The sequence below is a fragment of the Bacteroidales bacterium genome (assembly GCA_021157585.1).
Taxonomy (GTDB): Bacteria; Bacteroidota; Bacteroidia; order Bacteroidales; family UBA12170; genus UBA12170.
The window spans coordinates 1-18419 of the sequence record JAGGWH010000129.1; the positions used below are offsets into that span (position 1 = coordinate 1).

The 18419-nt window shown below is 33.5% G+C and carries 21 protein-coding genes and 1 tRNA gene; 13 read left to right on the forward strand and 9 right to left on the reverse strand.

What is annotated here, in order from left to right; translation table 11 throughout:
- The coding region (gene hemH, locus J7K39_08940) for a ferrochelatase (GenBank protein MCD6180014.1) at window positions 1-914 on the forward strand (914 nt) is incomplete at its 5' end.
- Between the two features lie 70 nt (window positions 915-984).
- Here hemH and J7K39_08945 read toward each other — a convergent pair.
- Together J7K39_08945 and J7K39_08950 are read right to left on the reverse strand one after the other, a co-directional pair.
- A complete protein-coding gene (locus J7K39_08945; GenBank protein ID MCD6180015.1) occupies window positions 985-2352 on the reverse strand; it encodes a BamA/TamA family outer membrane protein in 1368 nt (455 codons plus the stop codon).
- Window positions 2353-2368: 16 nt separating this feature from the next.
- The gene (locus J7K39_08950) at window positions 2369-2695 is read right to left on the reverse strand and encodes a nucleotide pyrophosphohydrolase (protein ID MCD6180016.1); all 327 of its coding nucleotides are present in this window, start codon (window positions 2693-2695) and stop codon (window positions 2369-2371) included.
- 198 nt (window positions 2696-2893) lie between these two features.
- Between J7K39_08950 and J7K39_08955 the strand changes: the two genes are divergently transcribed.
- From J7K39_08955 to J7K39_08995, 9 genes are all read left to right on the forward strand, one after another.
- Window positions 2894-3334 carry an MOSC domain-containing protein gene (locus J7K39_08955; GenBank protein ID MCD6180017.1) on the forward strand — a complete coding sequence of 147 codons (441 nt, stop codon included), beginning with the start codon at window positions 2894-2896 and terminating at the stop codon, window positions 3332-3334.
- A gap of 147 nt (window positions 3335-3481) precedes the next feature.
- Entirely contained in the window at window positions 3482-4396 is a 915-nt protein-coding gene (locus tag J7K39_08960) for a hypothetical protein (protein MCD6180018.1), read from the forward strand.
- A 147-nt stretch (window positions 4397-4543) separates the two neighbouring features.
- Window positions 4544-4921, forward strand: coding sequence for a ribosome silencing factor (rsfS, locus tag J7K39_08965; protein MCD6180019.1), 378 nt, complete (start codon window positions 4544-4546; stop codon window positions 4919-4921).
- Window positions 4922-4945: 24 nt separating this feature from the next.
- Window positions 4946-7027: an ATP-dependent zinc metalloprotease FtsH gene (gene ftsH, locus J7K39_08970; protein ID MCD6180020.1), complete on the forward strand. Its 2082-nt coding sequence runs from the start codon at window positions 4946-4948 to the stop codon at window positions 7025-7027.
- A gap of 14 nt (window positions 7028-7041) precedes the next feature.
- Window positions 7042-7689, forward strand: coding sequence for an LUD domain-containing protein (locus J7K39_08975; GenBank protein ID MCD6180021.1), 648 nt, complete (start codon window positions 7042-7044; stop codon window positions 7687-7689).
- Window positions 7690-7695: 6 nt separating this feature from the next.
- Window positions 7696-8520, forward strand: a complete 825-nt coding sequence (locus J7K39_08980) for a phosphatidate cytidylyltransferase (GenBank protein ID MCD6180022.1) — start codon at window positions 7696-7698, stop codon at window positions 8518-8520.
- Window positions 8521-8613: 93 nt separating this feature from the next.
- Window positions 8614-9270 carry a phosphatidylserine decarboxylase family protein gene (locus tag J7K39_08985; protein ID MCD6180023.1) on the forward strand — a complete coding sequence of 219 codons (657 nt, stop codon included), beginning with the start codon at window positions 8614-8616 and terminating at the stop codon, window positions 9268-9270.
- Between the two features lie 122 nt (window positions 9271-9392).
- Window positions 9393-9905, forward strand: a complete 513-nt coding sequence (locus J7K39_08990; GenBank protein ID MCD6180024.1) for a flavodoxin — start codon at window positions 9393-9395, stop codon at window positions 9903-9905.
- 77 nt (window positions 9906-9982) lie between these two features.
- Complete coding sequence (locus tag J7K39_08995; GenBank protein MCD6180025.1) at window positions 9983-10612, forward strand: HAD family phosphatase; 630 nt, start codon at window positions 9983-9985, stop codon at window positions 10610-10612.
- Here the strand turns inward: J7K39_08995 and J7K39_09000 are convergent.
- Window positions 10609-11973 carry a sigma-54-dependent Fis family transcriptional regulator gene (locus tag J7K39_09000; GenBank protein ID MCD6180026.1) on the reverse strand — a complete coding sequence of 455 codons (1365 nt, stop codon included), beginning with the start codon at window positions 11971-11973 and terminating at the stop codon, window positions 10609-10611. The genes J7K39_08995 and J7K39_09000 overlap by 4 nt on opposite strands.
- A 235-nt stretch (window positions 11974-12208) precedes the next feature.
- Here J7K39_09000 and J7K39_09005 point away from each other — a divergent pair, with 235 nt between their 5' ends.
- Together J7K39_09005 and J7K39_09010 are read left to right on the forward strand one after the other, a co-directional pair.
- Window positions 12209-13138 (forward strand): CPBP family intramembrane metalloprotease, encoded by a 930-nt coding sequence (locus J7K39_09005; protein MCD6180027.1) that lies wholly within the window; start codon window positions 12209-12211, stop codon window positions 13136-13138.
- Between the two features lie 106 nt (window positions 13139-13244).
- Window positions 13245-13382, forward strand: a complete 138-nt coding sequence (locus J7K39_09010) for a T9SS type A sorting domain-containing protein (protein ID MCD6180028.1) — start codon at window positions 13245-13247, stop codon at window positions 13380-13382.
- Window positions 13383-13528: 146 nt separating this feature from the next.
- Here the strand turns inward: J7K39_09010 and J7K39_09015 are convergent, their stop codons facing one another.
- From J7K39_09015 to J7K39_09035, 5 genes are all read right to left on the reverse strand, one after another.
- A complete protein-coding gene (locus J7K39_09015) occupies window positions 13529-13993 on the reverse strand; it encodes a biopolymer transporter ExbD (GenBank protein MCD6180029.1) in 465 nt (154 codons plus the stop codon).
- Window positions 13994-14010: 17 nt separating this feature from the next.
- On the reverse strand, window positions 14011-14583 hold the full coding sequence (locus J7K39_09020) for a biopolymer transporter ExbD (GenBank protein MCD6180030.1): 573 nt from the start codon (window positions 14581-14583) through the stop codon (window positions 14011-14013).
- A gap of 15 nt (window positions 14584-14598) precedes the next feature.
- Window positions 14599-15030, reverse strand: coding sequence for a hypothetical protein (locus J7K39_09025; GenBank protein ID MCD6180031.1), 432 nt, complete (start codon window positions 15028-15030; stop codon window positions 14599-14601).
- Window positions 15031-15038: 8 nt separating this feature from the next.
- Window positions 15039-15875: a MotA/TolQ/ExbB proton channel family protein gene (locus tag J7K39_09030; protein ID MCD6180032.1), complete on the reverse strand. Its 837-nt coding sequence runs from the start codon at window positions 15873-15875 to the stop codon at window positions 15039-15041.
- Window positions 15876-15937: 62 nt separating this feature from the next.
- Window positions 15938-16025: transfer RNA gene (locus J7K39_09035), tRNA-Ser, on the reverse strand.
- Between the two features lie 274 nt (window positions 16026-16299).
- Here J7K39_09035 and J7K39_09040 point away from each other — a divergent pair.
- Window positions 16300-17490: a phosphoglycerate kinase gene (locus tag J7K39_09040; protein MCD6180033.1), complete on the forward strand. Its 1191-nt coding sequence runs from the start codon at window positions 16300-16302 to the stop codon at window positions 17488-17490.
- Between the two features lie 41 nt (window positions 17491-17531).
- Here the strand turns inward: J7K39_09040 and J7K39_09045 are convergent, their stop codons facing one another.
- Window positions 17532-18338 carry a DUF3108 domain-containing protein gene (locus J7K39_09045; protein MCD6180034.1) on the reverse strand — a complete coding sequence of 269 codons (807 nt, stop codon included), beginning with the start codon at window positions 18336-18338 and terminating at the stop codon, window positions 17532-17534.
- Between the last annotated feature and the right edge of the window lie 81 nt (window positions 18339-18419).

The window sequence follows — 18419 nt, forward strand, 5'->3', positions numbered from 1 at the left end:
ACGATCCTTTTGTTATTGATTTACCTTGGCTTTTTAGAAAAATACTGGTTAATTTAATTATCGTTCCTTTCCGTGCGCCCAAATCGACTAAGCTTTATCAGCAATTATGGGAAAAAGAAGGTTCTCCCTTACTGACTAATAGCGTTAAATTAAAAGAAAAGCTATCAGCAAAAATGGGTAATGAATATGATGTTTTTGTAGCTATGCGCTACGGAAATCCATCTATTGATAAAGCTTTAGAGGAAATTTCAAAAGCTAATTTTACTAAACTTATAGTGCTTCCTTTATTTCCGCATTATGCTGCTTCAACAACACAAACGGCTATTGAAGCCGTTAAAAGCAGAGCTAAAAAATTTCCTCAAATTCCCGAAATTCAGTTTATAGAACAGTTTTACAATCATCCTGATTTTTTAAAAGCTTGGAAAGCAAGAGCTGCTAAATATAAGTTTGAAGATTTTGATCATGTCGTTTTTTCTTATCACGGTTTGCCCTTATCGCATATTCAAAAATCTCATCCCGAACAGCCTATCTCTAGCTGTACTTGCGATATTGAAATGCCGACTTACGGTAAAAAGTGTTATAAAGCCACTGTTTATGATACTACCCGATTACTAATAAAGGAATTTGGTTTAAAGAAAGATCAATATTCTGTAAGTTTTCAATCGCGCTTGAATAAAAATTGGTTAAGCCCTTTTACAGATAAACTTTTATTAGAATTAGCTAAACAAGGGAAGAAGAAAGTGCTTTTATTTGCTCCTGCTTTTGTTGCAGATTGTTTGGAAACGAAAGTAGAATTAGGAATTGAATATACTCAACTATTTCGAGAAGCCGGTGGAGAAAAGTTGGAACTTGTTGAAAGTCTGAATGACACTGATGCTTGGGTTGATGCTTTGGATTCTATTATAAAAGATTGAAAGCAGCTTAAATAATTAAACCCTGCCAAATAAAATTTGGCAGGGTTTGTATTTTAATAAATATTATTTCCTAGAAAAGATAATTCAAGCCAATATACATTCCGGAGCTGCCATCTCTATCATCAGCAGCCATACCGTAATCTACACTGATAATAAAGTTTTGGTTCATCACAATTTTTAAACCGGCACCATATCCTATATGTAATGCTTCCGATCCAATATCAAAATAATCAGCAGTTGCAATTCCTGTTGGAACTGTCACCGGTATTAAATCAATTGCTTTACCTACATCAAAGAATCCGTTAATTCCAATATAAAAATTCTGGTTCATCATTTTAAATTTAACAGCTTTAAAACGAGCCTCAAAATTTCCGTAAGCAATACCATCACCAACAACACGATTACGCAGTACACCACGGATACTTTTGCTACCACCTAAGCCTTCGGAGAAAGCAGAACGATTAGCAGCAATAATCATCATATTCTCAGTGTACCAAGGGGCTTCCCCTGCAATATTATCTTGATAACCTATACGATAAGCAAAGGTTAAACGGTTTTTTATTACTGTGAAATACTGACGATGTGTAATATAAAACTTCACAAATCCCTCATCTGCACTACCTAAAAAGCCGGGAGCATAAAAGAAACCTGCTTCTGTCCATATTCCTCTATTAGGGTTGGATCGGTTATCACGAGAATCGTAAGTTAATCCCGCTTTTAAGCTTACCATTGAACCACCTTCGGCATCAGCAGTTGGGATTAATCCCCAAGCCATATAGTTTTCATATAAGCCGGGAGTGGTATTTAAATCTGGTAGATAATCTGGGTCGGATGGATCTACACCATCATTATATTTATCTATATCTACTGAACCGATATCAAAATTATAATAGCCTATTCCAGCAGACCATTGCAGTTTACCAAGGCCTAAACCGCCAACAAAATCGGCAGTAGTACGGAATAAATTACGCTTATGTTTATAAATCATCCGGCTTAAATAAGCAGGATCATCTTGATCTTCCCATTCTGCATTATAGACAGATTCATAACCATTAAAGCCATAAAATGCAGCTAAATCATCGGGCAAATAGCCTAAGTCGAAATTTATTCTAACGCCTTTTATTAACTGATCGCCTTCGTAGGCAAAGCGGAAAATACTTCCTCCTTTTGTAAATTTAGAAGCCTCTATATAAAACATATGATTGTATTCCGGATAGCGGCTGCCATCGCCATAATTGTAGATGCTAGATAAAGCACCGTATTGAAAACCCATATCGCTATCGAAAGAAACCACAGGCAGTGCGCCTACGTTCCATCCGGTTTTAATTTCTTCGGCTTTCTTATTTTCAGATTTTTCTTTTACTTCTTCCTGTGCTAAAGCATTTGTTGAAAATGCTATAAAAAGCATCAAGATAAACAAGTTATAAACTTTTTTCATGTTTTAGAATTTAAATTTATTTTAGTTTCTGATTGTTTTTATGTCGCTCGCTATCGCGATTTGTTTTCTTCTCAATATTCTTTTTAAAAGCTGTTGTTAAATCTATTCCCGTTTGATTTGCCATACATATCAAAACAAATAATACATCAGCCATTTCATCGGCAAGATTTACTTCTTTGTCGCTTTCTTTAAAAGATTGTTCTCCGTAAGTTCGACTAATAATACGTGCCATTTCTCCAACTTCTTCACTTAAAATGACCATATTGGTAAGCTCATTAAAGTAACGAACGCCGTTTCTTTTAATCCATTGATCTACTGCATCTTGAGCTTCTTTAATATGCATTATTATTAAATTAACTTTTAACGAAAGTAAAACATTCATTCAATTTTTCCAAAAAAATACTTTATTCAGTACTATTAATTGAAGATCTATCTCTATTTCCAATAGTTTGTATTTTTTAAAAATACAAGATTTTGTCAAAATATGTAAATAAATACATATAAAAATTTGTATTTTTGTGCTCTTAAAAAAATATAGAAAATGCAAGTTGTATCTGTAAATATTTCGGAGAAGAAAGGGACAATAAAAGTTCCTGTTGAAACTATTAAATTAACCTATACGGGTGTTGATAAAGATGCCCATGCAGGAAAATGGCACAGACAAGTTAGTCTTTTAGCAAAGGAAAGTAATGAGAAATTTTCTCGTGCAGTTAAGCGTAATGTTGCCTATGGCGAATTTGCTGAAAATATAACTACCGAAGGTATTGTATTGTACAAAACCGTTCCGGGCGATCGTTTAATAATTGGCGAAACAGAGTTGGAAATAACACAAATTGGTAAGAAATGTCATGGTGATAATTGTGCTATTTTCCGAGAAATAGGTTCTTGTGTAATGCCAAAAGAAGGTATTTTTGCTCGCGTAATCAAAAAGGGGATTATCCGTGCCGGTGATAAAATACAGTATATTCCCAAAAGTGCTTAAACTTAATTTTAAGACTATAATTTCCTATTTTTGCATTCTATATCGTTCTGCTTTCAGTAATTGTATTCAAATACATAAAATTAAATTTAGTGGTATACAATTTTAAGAAATTCAAGAACGATTGAGTATAAATTTGAACTAATATTTATGAAATTAAAAATTTTATCCGTTAGTCTGGCGACTGAAAGAGGACGCAAATATAGCGTAGAGAAAATAGATTTAAATAAAAGCGGTGTAATTGGAGACGTACATGCAAATACAATTAGAGCGGTAAGCCTTATAGATCAGTCACATATTGAGGCTTTTAGAAAAATTACATCAAGTCGCACTACAGAAACGGGCGAGTTTGCAGAAAATATTAGAGTAGAAGGTTTGGGTGATACGAAGGTAAAAGCATTTGATCGTTTTGAAGGCAATGGAGTTGTTTTGGAAGTAGGGCAAGTAGGCAAGCCTTTTCATTCTTCTTTTAGCGAAATAGGACATTACGTTATGCCACGAGTAGGTGTTTTTATGCGAGTTCTTGAGGGGGGAGTATTACAAGCAGGAGATGAACTCACTTACGTTCCTAAAATATTTAATGCTAAGATAATTACGCTTAGCGATCGCGCCAGCAAAGGTATTTATGAAGATAGAAGCGGCCAAATAATTGTAGATAAGCTTCGGTCTTTTTTCGAAAAAACAGCTTGGGATTTATCTATTGATAAACAAATTATCCCCGACAGTCGTGAGGAATTACAATCTCAAATTGATGACGCAACACAAAATAATTACGATTTAATTTTTACCACAGGTGGAACAGGTATTGGTTCTCGCGATATTACTCTTTCGGTAGTTAAGCCATTGTTAGAACATGAAATTCCCGGAATTATGGAATTTATTCGCATGAAATATGGAAGCTTAAAACCAAATGCATTACTCAGCGGAGGCGTTGCGGGAACTATAGGATCTTCTATTGTTTATACATTGCCCGGTAGTACAAAAGCCGTTACCGAGTATATGCAAGAAATTCTTACTACCCTTAAACACTTGATTTTTATGAAAGCCGATATGGATGTTCATTAAAATATCAAGGAAGTGTTAAACAAATAAAAACTTTCGGCTAAAACGTCCGATTTAAAGATTTTGGCTTTTAATTTGTTTGAATACATCTAAAGTAGCATAGATTGCCTATTTTACTTATTTTTGCATAGATATCAACTCGATTATTGAATGAGAAAACATACAGAACCCGTTTCCGCCGAAAAACTTGCTGAGACTGTTATTTTTGGAATACTTGAAAAAAAAGGTTTAGAAATAACTAAAATTGACTTTTCAGAAATGCCCAATTCTATAAGTGAGTATTTTATTATTTGTCACGGTAGTTCTTCTTCGCAGGTAGATGCAATAGCTGATAGTGTTGTAGAACAGGCTTTTAAGCAGCTTGGCGAAAAACCGGCTTTTACCGAGGGTAGAGAAAATAAAGAATGGATTTTGATTGATTTTGTTGATGTAGTAGTGCATATTTTTCAGGAACCTATACGTAGATTCTACAATATTGAAGGGCTGTGGGCTGATGCTAAAATAGAAACTATCAGTATTACACAGTAACAAATTATTTATTAAACAGACAGAATGGCAGAACAAGAAAATAAAACTCCAAAAATGGATAAGAAAAAATCCACATTAGGCTCAAATCCTCTTAAATCTAAAGGGAAGTTTAACTTTTATTGGATTTATGGAATCTTAGCCGTTATTTTTATCGGATTACAATTTATTGGAGGTAACGACACTTCCAAAGAAACTAATTGGGGAGAGTTGAGAAATATGCTTCAAAATGAAGCTGTTGAAAAACTATCATTGGTTAACAAAGAAATTGCAGAAATATACATTAAGAAAGATAAGCTGCACGAATACACCGATAAGGATTCTAATAATTCTACAAGCACAAATTTTGCAGGTTCTTCTCCCGATTTTTATTATCAAATAGGATCGGTAGAAACATTTGAGCAACGCGTTCAGGAAGCTCAAAAAAACGTAAGTAACCCTGTATATATCACTAATGAAACACGTCAAGACTGGGGAAAAGATATTTTTGGTTGGGTTTTCCCGATTATTTTATTGGTTGGCGTTTGGTTCTTCATCATGAGGATGATGAGTAAAGGTGGAGCAGGTGGAGGTCAAATCTTCAATATAGGAAAATCTAAAGCACAACTGTTTGATAAAGAATCTGCTGTTAATGTTAATTTCAATGATGTTGCAGGTTTGGAAGAAGCAAAAGTTGAGGTGATGGAAATTGTAGATTTCCTTAAAAGCCCTAAAAAATATACCGATTTGGGAGGTAAAATTCCTAAAGGTGCTTTGCTTGTAGGCCCTCCGGGTACAGGTAAAACTCTTTTAGCAAAAGCCGTTGCGGGAGAAGCAAAGGTACCGTTTTTCTCTCTTTCAGGATCGGATTTTGTAGAAATGTTTGTGGGTGTTGGAGCATCACGAGTTCGTGATTTATTTAAACAAGCAAAAGAAAAAGCACCTTGTATTATTTTTATTGATGAGATTGACGCAATTGGTCGTGCTCGTGGTAAGAACGCAATGACAGGTGGTAATGACGAAAGGGAAAATACGCTAAATCAGTTACTTACAGAGATGGACGGCTTTGGAAGTAATGCCGGTGTAATTATTTTAGCTGCTACTAATCGTGCTGATGTCTTGGATAAAGCATTGTTGCGTGCAGGTCGTTTTGACAGACAAATTCTTGTAGAACTTCCGGATTTAATAGAACGTAAAGCTATTTTTGAGGTTCATATGAAACCTCTTACTGTTGGTAAAAATGTTGACCCCAACCTATTGTCAAGACAAACACCTGGTTTTTCAGGTGCTGATATTGCCAATGTTTGTAACGAAGCAGCACTTATTGCAGCTCGTAAAGAAAAGAAGGAAGTTGGAAAACAAGATTTTTATGATGCAATAGATCGTATAATTGGAGGATTAGAAAAGCGAAATAAAATAATTTCTAAACAGGAAAAAGAAGTTATTGCTTACCATGAATCGGGGCATGCCTCTGTTAGCTGGTTACTTGAGCATGCGCATCCTCTGGTAAAAGTTACAATTGTTCCTCGTGGAAAAGCTCTTGGTGCAGCCTGGTATTTACCGGAAGAAAGACAAATAACTACTTTTGAACAAATGTTTGACGAAATGATTGCCACTCTTGGTGGTAGAGCAGCCGAACAAGTAATTTTTAATAAGGTTTCAACCGGTGCATTAAACGATCTTGAAAAAGTAACACGTCAGGCTTTTAATATGGTGGCATATTTTGGTTTTAATGAAAAAATAGGAAATATATCATATTACGATTCTACCGGACAACAGGAATATCAATTTAATAAGCCGTTTAGCGAGAAAACAGCCGAAACTATTGATAGTGAAGTAAAGAAATTATCAGAAAAGGCTTATGCCGAAGCAATCAGAATCCTTGAGGATAATAAAGAAGGATTGCATAAATTGGCTAAAGTTTTAATAGAAAAAGAAGTAATTTTTCGCGAAGATCTTGTGGATGTGTTTGGAGAGCGTCCTTGGGATGAAGGCAAAGAACACTTTAGCTTACAAGAAGATAATAATGAACAGGAAGAAACGCCAAAAGAAAAAATAGAATTAGAAGCACCAAAAGAAAAAACAGAAAAGCCTAAAGAAGATTCTTCTTCCGAAGCTGCAAGCGAGTAAAAATCCTAATTATTATGGACGAAACAACTTCACGCGAAAAGGTATTAAAAAGCATTAGAAATTCCATTTTGGGAAAGACTCCAAACCCGTATGCTAACGTTGATTTTGAATCAAAAATCTATGGTGAACTTGATGAATCTTTAGCTTTAAATTTTGCACAAGAATTTACTAATTTGGGAGGTAAGTTTATTTATTGTGAAGATGAGGAGGATTTAAAAATAGTCTTGAAAAATTTCTTTTCCGGTGAAGATGTCCAGCCTTTGTTTTGTAGCGAAGCGCACTTAAAAACATTACTTAGTAACTTAGAAGTTCCTTTTATCGATAAAGCAGAAGATTTTAAGACATTATATAGTGCTTTTACTTCTTGCGAATTTCTTATTGCACGTTTTGGCTCCGTTATGGTTTCTTCCGGTCTTTCATCAGGCAGAAGGCTTAATTTCTTTCCCGAAAAACATTTGATAGTTGCATATGCCTCGCAATTAGTTCCTGAAACTAAAGATGCTTTGGTTAGTATGCGCGAAAAATACGATGGAAACCTGCCAAGTATGATTACTCAAATTAGTGGAGCTAGTCGTACAGCTGATATTGAAAAAACATTAGTGATGGGTATGCATGGACCAAAAGAAATTTATGTTTTCTTTGTTGACGATATCGTTGAATAAATAAATATGTTTAAAACTATTTTAACACGTGCCCTTTCAGGTGCCGTATTTGTTGCAATAATAATTGGATCTATATTTTGGAGTCCTATTGCTTTAGCTGTTATATTGCTCGTACTTACCGGTCTTGGTCTGTATGAATTTTACAAATTATTTATAAAAGCGGGAGTTATTAAAAAAACATATAGTGGACTTGTATTAGGACTTGTAGTTTATAGCTTGATAACGGCAATTGCTTTTTCTTGGTTAAATCCATTTGTAATTCTTGGTATTTTTCCTCTAATTTTTCTTTTTTTTGTTTTTGAATTATATAAAAAGAATGATCAACCATTTAGTCAAATAGCCTATCAACTATTAGGAACAATATATATTGCTATTCCGTTTTCGCTTTATCATTTTGTACATCAATATCCAGTAGGAGGAGAAGCTGATTTTGAGCCTTGGTTATTATCAGGGATATTTTTTCTGATCTGGACTAACGATACTTTTGCTTTTCTATTTGGAATTTCTTTTGGTAAACACCCTTTGTTTAAACGCATTTCACCTAAGAAATCTTGGGAAGGTACAATAGGAGGAGGACTATCAACTTTTGGGATGGCTTGGCTACTTGGAGTATACACTAATACTATAGATTTGAACAGCTGGATTATTATTGCAGCTATTGTGGTTCCTTCTGCAATTTTTGGTGATTTAGTTGAATCTATGCTTAAGCGTAGCATTAATGTTAAAGATAGCGGAAACATTATGCCGGGACATGGAGGAGTTTTAGATCGCTTTGATGCTGCTAATTTCGCATTGCCTTTTGTCGTTTTTTTTCTATATTTGCTGATGTAAATTGAAGGTATCTGGGGTTAAATTATTGTTTTTAGTTTAAAAAATAAAAATTAAATAATTTATCTTAGTTACTGCTAATTTAAAACACTGCCAATGAAACTTCATAAAGAAGGTTATGTTACTGCTATTGTAGCTTTTATATTGTTTTTCTGCTTAACAGCAGGTCTTATTCTTGTTTTACCTTCTATTATTTGGTTGCAAGTATTGATTGCCCTGATATTTGCCATTATTTATTTTCGTACTGTTTATTTTTTCCGTGTTCCAAAGCGTCAGTTTATTCGTGATGAGCATGCTATTTTGGCTCCCGCTGATGGTGAGATAGTTGCTATTGAGGAAGTGTTTGAAGAAGAATTTTTAAAACTAAAATGCATACAGATTTCTGTTTTTATGTCTCCTTCCGACATTCATATTAACTGGATGCCTGCTTCTGGTCTTATAGAGTATTTTAAACATCATTCAGGAAAACATATGGTAGCTTGGCATCCTAAATCATCTACTCTTAACGAACGTACAAGTATTGGGGTTCAATTAGAAAACGGCGCAAAAATCCTTGTTCGTCAGATTGCCGGTGCTATGGCTCGAAGAATTGTTTGTTATGCTAAAGTTGGAGAAAGTTTGAATCAGAGTGAAGAAATAGGATTTATTAAATTTGGCTCTCGTGTTGATGTATTTCTTCCCCTTGGGACAGAAATTAGTGTTGCTTTAAAAGATTTGGTTGTCGGTGGACGAACGACTTTAGCAAAAATTTAGTGCACTTTCCGTATGTATTTTATGAAATTTCAAATTGTATTTGAAATTTTACTTATGCCTTCTTCATATTTATTTTAATAAATATCGTAATTTTAGCCTTTAAATAAGTAAAAAATATATCTATGAATAAAACTGTTTTAATCTTCTGGCCCAAGAGTGGTAATGTTGAGAATGCTGCTAATATGATTGCAAAAGAATATAATGATATTGACATTATACCATTAAACGAAGTAACTGATGACGTCTTGGTTAAATATGATAATTTTGTTGTTGGCGGTTCTTCATTAGGAGCAGAAACGTGGGAAGGAACAAAAAGTGAGAGTCCTTGGAATATTTTCTTTGCAGCTTTACAAAAACATGATTTTGTAACTAAAAAAGTGGCTCTATTCGGTTTAGGCGACCAGGTTTTGTGGCCATCTAATTTTGTGGATGGCTTAAGAATTATTTACGATGCATTTACCGAAGCCGGTGCTCAGTTAATGGGAAAATGGTCAACAGAAGGATACGACTTTACGGATTCAAAAGCTGTAAATGGAGATTATTTTGTTGGGCTGGCTTTAGATGAAGATCAACAAGATGACATTAGCGAAGAGCGCATTAAAGCTTGGGTAAAACAAATAAAAGAAGAGTTCTAAGCTCTCTTTCTAATAAAAAAAATAGTCTGAGTATTTTGTTAATACTCAGACTTTTATATTTTCCTAACTTAGTACTTATGGTAAAAAATATCATTTTCGACTTTGGCGGTGTTATTTACAATATCGATCACTTAAAAACCAAAGAGGCATTTCTTAAATTAGGAATTAAAGACTTTGATGAGCTCTACGGACATGCTGTACAAACTCAATTATTTGAAGACTTTGAGATTGGAAAAATTTCACCATTTGTTTTTAGGAATACTATTCGAGAACATCTTCCTGAAAATACTTCCGATAAAAAAATTGATCAGGCTTGGAATGCGCTTTTAGTGGGTTTTGTAACGGAAAGATTAGAGTTGTTAGAAAAAGTCGGGAAGCATTATTGCACTTTCTTGCTTAGTAATACTAATCAGATTCATTATCAGCAATATATGCGCGAATTGAAAATGCAAAATCGTTTTCGAAATTTTTTAGCAGCTTTTGATAAACTGTATTTTTCACATCAAGTTGGAATGAGAAAACCCGATGAGCGAATTTTTAATTTTTTAATTCAAGATAATTTAATTAAAGCCGAGGAAACTGTTTTTATTGACGATTACGACATAAATATTTCGGCGGCAAATAGTGTTGGACTCAGAGGATTGTGGCTAAAGCCCGGACAGGATCTATTCGATATCTTTACCCAAGATGGTTATTTAATAGATTAAGATGTTTCGTGTTTATTTGCTTTTTTATCTTCTGCCATCATTCGGTAAATAGTAGATTTACCTATCTGTAGTCGGTTGGCAACATTAGGAATATCATTATCATATTTTTTTAAAAAAATCTTTACAATTTGCATATCGTATTCTTTTAAAGTCATTTCTTTTAAGAATAAATCATCCATCCTATCTGCCGAATTAAAATGTATATCCGATTCTTTAATAGTTAATCCGTTTGATAATACAATTGCTAGCTCTATAATAGACTGAAGTTCACGTATGTTACCGGGGAAATGATAGCTGTTTAATTTATAGATTGCTTCCGGACTTAGCTCTTTTGGTGCTACGTTATTTTCTTTTGAGAAATGTTTTATAAAATATTGGCTTAATAAAATTATATCGCTGCCTCTATCGCGAAGCGGTGGAATTTCAATAGGAAGACCCAATAATCTATAATATAAATCTTCTCTAAAATTTCCTTTTTTAACTTCTTGCGATAAATTTTTATTGGTGGCTGTTATTACTCTGCAATCTACTTTTTTTACTTTATTACTCCCTAATCTTGAAAATTCTCCATCTTGTAATACTCTTAAAAGCTTAGTTTGCATATTTATGTCCATATCGCCAATTTCATCTAAAAATAGTGTTCCGAGATGAGCCTCTTCAAATTTTCCGTTTTTTGACTGATTTGCACCCGTAAAAGCTCCTTTGTCATATCCGAAAAGTTCACTTTCTATTAGTTCTTTAGGAATAGCTGAGACATTTATTGCCACTAAATTTTGGTTTTTGCGTTTTGAATTATAATGGATAGATTTTGCTACTAACTCTTTTCCTGTCCCGGTTTCTCCGGTAATTGAAACGGTAATATTACTTCTAACTGCCTTCTCCATCAATTCAAAAACGTGTAGGATGGCAGAACTTTTTCCTTTTATTAAATTGCTAAAGCGATATTTCTTTCTTATTTCTTGTTCAAGAGATAGAACCTTTCGTTCTAACATCACTTTTTCATGGATATTAGACATTACCTTACGAAGCTTTTTAATCATATCGTCAGATTTAACCATATAATTATAAGCACCGTCTCTCATTAAATTCAGAGCAGTAAGAACATCTTGTTGACCCGAAACAACTAGGACAGGTATATTTGGATCAAAGGCTATAATTTTCTGTAATATTTCGGCACCTGTAGTGTCGGGTAATAAATAATCTAAGGTAACAGCATCAGGAGTTTCGTTAAGATGCTTCAAAAAGCTTTCGCCATTGTAAAATGTTTCGACTTCGTAATCGGGATTCATTTCCAATTCATAAGCCATTCTACGGGCTAATATTTTATCATCTTCAACAATAAATATTTTAAAAGTACTCATAGACTTTTTATGTTAATTCTAAATTAGGGAAAAATTAATTCTTATTTTTTTTGCGTTTAACTAATTATATTTACGTGTCTTAGAATTAGAAGTAAAATAAAAAGTATTTTGAATTCTAATTTTAAGAATTATAAACTGATACGTATCAAAGAACATAAAGGTTCTGTTTTTGATAAAAAAGCAGTATTTTTGACACGGCAATAAAGATATATACATCTTAAATTTTTTAATTAATATGCCCATTCTAGAAAATTATTCGGCAGGAAAGCAATTCTTTGCTCTTCTTCTTATTTTATTAGCATCATTTTTTATACTCACTCCCTTTGGGATATTAATTGCTGTTCCTTTTATAGATGGAAATATTTTTACAGCTATGGGGAATATGGAGCTTGCTAAGACGCCTCAAGATATAGCCTTGCTTAAATATTTTCAAATTATTAGTCAGATTGCTATTTTTATTGCCTCCAGCTTCTTTTTCGCTTTATTGGTGAATAAGAGACCGCTATCTTTTTTTACTTTGAATAAGAGCCCTAAAATAAACTTGATAGTGATTGCTATAGTAATTGGATTTGTGAGCTCCCCTTTTTTGAATTGGGTAATGGAATTAAACTATAGACTTCATCTTCCATCGGCTTTTGCTTCTTTAGAAAATTGGATGCGCCAAATGGAAATTGATGCTACTAAATTAACCGAGATATTTTTAAGCGGTAACGGATGGTCAACTTTGCTAGTCAATTTATTGATGATGTCTGTTTTAGCGGGTTTAGGCGAAGAATTACTCTTAAGAGGCATCGTGCAGCCACTTTTTATACGAATAACTAAAAATGCTCATTTAGGGATATGGTTGGCAGCTGCTTTATTTAGTTTAATGCATTTCCAATTTTTTGGATTTATTCCCCGCATGCTTTTAGGAGCTTTATTTGGTTACTACTATTATTGGTCGCGTAATTTATGGATTCCAATTATTGCACATATTTTAAACAATGGAGTTATAGTGGTCTATGCTTTTTTTAGTGGTACTACTGAGATAGCACCTAATATGGACGAGTTTAATGCTGATAACCCTATTACATTGTTTACAATTTTAAGTATTTTATTAAGTATCTTTTTAAGTATTGCAGGTTTATGGTTTTTTTATAGCGAAAGAGTAAAGGATAGGGTTTAATATTTGGATAACAATATTATAAATGCAGTATTCTTTTGTTGCATAATAGCTAATTATAATTTTTGCTCCGAATATTTGTCAAGCACATTTTCTAAATACTGTCGCTGTGCATTTTCTTAAGGTGGCTTTAAATGTTTTACGTGAAGAATACACTATCGATATTTCAAACTTCTCAAACGGGATTTATTTGTTGACTATCTACGCTGACAATCAACAGAAAACAATAAAAATTATTAAAAAGTAGATTTTTCATTCTATATTTTAAATGGGTATAAATAAAATAATAGATTAAAAGCAGTTGGGCTTGGATCTTTTATTTCATGGCTTTCAGAGTATATAAAAAAAGGCCACTCAATTTGAGTGGCCTTTTTATGTGTATAGAAATTGCTTCTATTTTTTTTCCTGTTCTTGAGTTACAGAGTAACTAACTTTAAACGCTCCTACTTTACGTAATTCTTGTTTAATATCGGTTACTATACCCATTTTAGTGTCCTTATCTACTTTTAAAGAAGTAATAAGAAATTTTCTATCTGCCTCATCTCTAGCTTCACGTTCTTTAGCAATAAATTCCGGAATAGCGTCGACGGAGCCAAAAGCATCATTTAGCTGAATACGTGTATTTGTTCCCAGTTTTGTTTGAACGGGTTCTCCAACATAAATAAAACTTACTAATGATTTCTTTTCCAGTTTTACTACTTCCTTAGCATCAGGTGCAGCTACTTTAACTAACAGCTCTGTTTCGCGCATTACTGTAGTAACCATGAAGAAAAATAAAAGCATAAAAATAATATCAGGCAAAGAGGCCGTTGATATACCGGGAGTATCTTTTCCTCCCTTTTTTTTGAATCTTGACATTTTTTCTCCTTCTTTAATTATTTACCACCGATATCCTCAGGTTCCGCCTCGGATACACGTGATGGAATTGCTTTATTAATTGCTTTCTTCTGATCCTCATTAATATCTGCATATTTCCTGCCAAACTTTTTCATAGATAGCTCATTTTTAAGTTCTGTAAAAGCTTGTGCTAGCTTATCCTGAACAGCAATATACATTTTATAAGATGTACCACGGTCATTTTTTAAAGATATAAGAGCTCTAGATCTATAAACCTTACCTAATAACTCTATTTCTTCTTCAAAAACTTCAGGAAAGTCTGTATTATCAGGAATATGAGGTGTAATAAACTCCTTGGTTTCATCCTTTAGAGTAGAAATATCACCTGGACGACCATTTATCAGTAAACGGTCACTTTTGTTTACTAACACATTCATCACATTCCTAGTTTTAAAATCTGGTGGTTTTGCAGAAGGGTCAGGTGGAGGAGGCAATTTACGACCAATACCTGTATCTACATCCATAGTTGTTGTAACCAGGAAAAAGATGAGTAGCAAGAAAGCTATATCAGCCATCGAGCTAGCATTTAATTCGGGTGTTTTTGCCGCCATAATCTTTTAGTTTTATTATTTAAAAAAGTTGGAAATACTAGCGTAAATAATTGCTAATACTGCCAATGCAAAAATAATGTATGTATAAATCAAACCTGCTCCAACCATTCTGGAAGTTTCAACAGTAATTTTCATTTTTTCCAATTGCATAGGAGTAAATGAATTATCTGCTAAAGCGTAAGCTGCAAACCAAAGGCCTACAATTACTACAAAACCGATAAGTGATTTTAAAGCTTCTTTTGGGTTAGCGAGGATTTGAATTATTGGGAAGATAATAGCGAATAGAGCAGATAATCCAAAGGCAATGTAAGCTACCCAGAAATATCCATCTAGAACACTATCTGAAAGTGCGTCTCCCTGATAAAAAACTACTATCTGATAAATCGCAGCAATAGCAATCAGGATAATTGATACACCTTTAAATATGTTTTTTAATAAATTATCCATATTAATTATTATTTACTTGATTTGTTATGAATAGCAAGGATATCTACAAATTCTATAGTGCTATCTTCCATATCGTTGACAATACTATCGATCTTAGCAACTAAATAGTTATAAAAGATTTGCAAAATAATAGCAACTATCAATCCGAAAACTGTTGTTAAAAGGGCTACTTGAATACCGCTGGCAACAACTGTTGCGGAAATATTACCGGCTGCTGCAATATCAGCAAAAGCACCAATCATACCGATTACCGTTCCCATGAAACCAAGCATAGGTGCAAGAGCAATAAATAAGGCAATCCAAGAAAGTCCTTTTTCTAAACGTCCCATCAGAACGCCACCAAAAGCAACAATAGATTTTTCAACAGCATCTAAGCCGTCATCGTATTTGTGCAAACCTTGCCAGAAAATACTTGCAACAGGTCCTTTAGTGTTTTTACATACTTCTTTAGCAGCATCAACACCACCATTTTGCAAAGCAGTTTCAACTTTATTTAATAATTTCTTAGTGTTGGTTGTAGAAAGATTCAAATAAATAATTCTTTCAACGGAAAGTGCCAAGCCAAAAATTAAGGCTAATAATACAACTCCCATAAATCCGGCACCACCAGTTATAAATTGTTCTTTAAGAATTTGGTGGAATCCTTTATTAACTTCAACCTCTTCTTCTAAAGTTGCTACTTCTTCTACAGCAACAGCTAGAGAATCTGCTTCAACAGCAGTCGAATCTACGGTTTGAGTTAACTCTTCAGTTTGCGCCTGAGCATCTTCTTGAGCTATAACCATATTGGTAAAACCAAAAGATAATAATCCGGCCAATGTTAAAAAAGCAATTAGTTTTTTCATAATAATCCAATTTATTTACAAAACTTCTATTTAATTTATTTTTATTTAGTTCAAAAAACTTGCGGAGAAAGAGGGATTCGAACCCTCGGTACACTTTTGGCGTACACACGCTTTCCAAGCGTGCACCTTAAGCCACTCGGTCATCTCTCCTTTTCTCCAACAGACAATAAAGTCTCTTAGCGGCGGCTAAAATACAAAAAATATAGTCGCAATAAAAAAATGGTATGAATTTTTTCTAATCCGAAGCGTCTTTAAATAATGTGAAAAAAATTATGCGCTAACTGAGTGCAGGTATAGTGTTTACTTATACAAATCATTTTTAACGATTTCTATCAAGCTTTAATCCATTATTGCCATAATTTAAATAATCATTTCCATTCAATTTATGTAACTTTGAAGCGTTTTTTAACCTAAAAAATTTATTATGAAAACTATTGATAATATCAATTTTAACGGGAAAAGTGCTATTGTTAGAGTTGACTTTAATGTTCCATTAAACGAGAAGCTTGAAATAACTGATGAAACTCGTATTAATGCTGCCATTCCAAGTATTAAAAAAATATTAGCAGATGGTGGGTCTGTTATTTTAATGTCGCATTTAGGACGCCCAAAAAATGGTCCGGAAGACAAATTCTCACTTAGACATTTAATACCTACACTTAATAAAAAGTTAAGTACTAATGTTTTATTTGCTTCTGATTGTATAGGAGAAGAAGCTAAGTCGCTTGCTGAAGGCTTAAAAGGCGGGCAGGTTTTACTTTTGGAAAACCTTAGGTTTTACAAAGAAGAAACAAAAGGTGATGATGCTTTTGCTGAAAAATTATCTCAATTAGCAGATATATATGTTAACGATGCCTTTGGTACCGCACATCGCGCACACGCTTCAACGACTATTATTGCTAAGTTTTTTCCTAAAGCTAAAGTCTTTGGCTATGTTATGGCAAACGAAATTGCCAGCATTAATAAAGTGTTAAATGATACTAATAAACCTTTTACCGCAATTCTTGGAGGAGCTAAAGTTTCGGATAAGATAGGTATTATAGAAAATTTACTTCAAAAAGTAGATAATCTTATTATTGGCGGAGGAATGATGTTTACCTTTATTAAGGCTATGAGCGGTGAAATAGGATCGTCATTAGTAGAAGAGGAGTTGTTAAATAAGGCCAACGATATTTTGTCGAAAGCAAAAACTTTAGGTGTATCTATACATATTCCTTCTGATGCAATTGTTGCCGATAATTTTAGCAATGATGCAAATATAAAAGAGGTTGCTTCTTTTGATATTGAGCAGGGATGGATGGGTCTTGATATTGGAACAAAGAGTCGTGAAAGTTTTAAAAAAGTAATTCTTAATTCGGCTACTATTTTATGGAATGGCCCTATGGGGGTTTTTGAAATGGAAAATTTTGCCGAAGGAACTAAAACAATTGCTATGGCTGTTGCCGGTGCTACCTCAAAAGGAGCATACAGTTTAATTGGTGGGGGCGATTCTGTTGCAGCTATAAATAAATACGACTTAGCTCAAAATGTTAGCTACGTTTCTACCGGAGGTGGAGCAATGTTAGAATTTATGGAAGGAAAAGTACTTCCGGGAATTAAAGCTATTTTAGATTAACCATAGCTGTTAGCCGTTAGCTAAAAACAAATAGCTAATGGCTAATGCCTTTTTTTCTTCGTAATCTTAGCATCTAAAGGATATTTTAGATTTTTGAATTTAAAAAGTTCACCTTTTACACTTCCAACAATAACTTCTGATTTAATCAGTATGGGAATACGGTTTTTATCGTCGGTTACCCATAAAAACATAGGGTAAGGATTATCGAAAACTTCGCCTTCAACTACCATAGGCTTAAATTTCATAGTCCTGAACTTTCCAAGACGAGTTTCGACTATTTCTTTACCTTCATAAATAATTACCGAAGTATAGAGTGAATCATCAAGATAAAAATCAATTGGGAAACTACCTCCGATAGGAACATTCGACATATCAAGCTTACGCGCAAAATAAAATGCCGAAACTAAATCTTGAACATTATCGCCTATTTCTATTTCTGTTTTTCTACTTATGGCTTTGTTATTTTTGTAATCAAACAGCACATCATCGTCTACAATATAACCGCCTTCATTAGTTCTTCGCGAAAATCTATAAGACCTAATGCTATCTGCATCAAACACACTCTCGAAACGATCCCTGACTTTAAAGAAAAAATCAAAAGAACCAATAGAATATCCTCGTCCAACGGCATAAGAAACAGCTTGCCCATTTATTTTTTCATCTGACGTATTAATTTTAAGAACAGCTTTGCCTGCATATAATTTACCTATTATGGGAGCATCATAATAAACAATAAAATTAAGCTCTTCGCCTGATTTATATGGTAATTGTTGAGCAGTAGATTGACTGGTAATTAAAATCAGCAGATAGAAAAAAAGATTGAAAATGTAAGACGTTATTGATTTCATATTAGTAGTATGCCAATTAATGTGCCAAAAATAACAAATAAAACTCCATAAAAGCCTTACATCATTTATTTAATGTCACTT

Coding starts and splice junctions, on each gene's coding strand:
- J7K39_08945 (MCD6180015.1), bottom strand. CDS start 2,352: ATGAAAAAAGTTTATAACTTGTTTATCTTGATGCTTTTTATAGCATTT.
- J7K39_08950 (MCD6180016.1), bottom strand. CDS start 2,695: ATGCATATTAAAGAAGCTCAAGATGCAGTAGATCAATGGATTAAAAGA.
- J7K39_08955 (MCD6180017.1), top strand. CDS start 2,894: ATGCAAGTTGTATCTGTAAATATTTCGGAGAAGAAAGGGACAATAAAA.
- J7K39_08960 (MCD6180018.1), top strand. CDS start 3,482: ATGAAATTAAAAATTTTATCCGTTAGTCTGGCGACTGAAAGAGGACGC.
- rsfS (MCD6180019.1), top strand. CDS start 4,544: ATGAGAAAACATACAGAACCCGTTTCCGCCGAAAAACTTGCTGAGACT.
- ftsH (MCD6180020.1), top strand. CDS start 4,946: ATGGCAGAACAAGAAAATAAAACTCCAAAAATGGATAAGAAAAAATCC.
- J7K39_08975 (MCD6180021.1), top strand. CDS start 7,042: ATGGACGAAACAACTTCACGCGAAAAGGTATTAAAAAGCATTAGAAAT.
- J7K39_08980 (MCD6180022.1), top strand. CDS start 7,696: ATGTTTAAAACTATTTTAACACGTGCCCTTTCAGGTGCCGTATTTGTT.
- J7K39_08985 (MCD6180023.1), top strand. CDS start 8,614: ATGAAACTTCATAAAGAAGGTTATGTTACTGCTATTGTAGCTTTTATA.
- J7K39_08990 (MCD6180024.1), top strand. CDS start 9,393: ATGAATAAAACTGTTTTAATCTTCTGGCCCAAGAGTGGTAATGTTGAG.
- J7K39_08995 (MCD6180025.1), top strand. CDS start 9,983: ATGGTAAAAAATATCATTTTCGACTTTGGCGGTGTTATTTACAATATC.
- J7K39_09000 (MCD6180026.1), bottom strand. CDS start 11,973: ATGAGTACTTTTAAAATATTTATTGTTGAAGATGATAAAATATTAGCC.
- J7K39_09005 (MCD6180027.1), top strand. CDS start 12,209: ATGCCCATTCTAGAAAATTATTCGGCAGGAAAGCAATTCTTTGCTCTT.
- J7K39_09015 (MCD6180029.1), bottom strand. CDS start 13,993: ATGTCAAGATTCAAAAAAAAGGGAGGAAAAGATACTCCCGGTATATCA.
- J7K39_09020 (MCD6180030.1), bottom strand. CDS start 14,583: ATGGCGGCAAAAACACCCGAATTAAATGCTAGCTCGATGGCTGATATA.
- J7K39_09025 (MCD6180031.1), bottom strand. CDS start 15,030: ATGGATAATTTATTAAAAAACATATTTAAAGGTGTATCAATTATCCTG.
- J7K39_09030 (MCD6180032.1), bottom strand. CDS start 15,875: ATGAAAAAACTAATTGCTTTTTTAACATTGGCCGGATTATTATCTTTT.
- J7K39_09040 (MCD6180033.1), top strand. CDS start 16,300: ATGAAAACTATTGATAATATCAATTTTAACGGGAAAAGTGCTATTGTT.
- J7K39_09045 (MCD6180034.1), bottom strand. CDS start 18,338: ATGAAATCAATAACGTCTTACATTTTCAATCTTTTTTTCTATCTGCTG.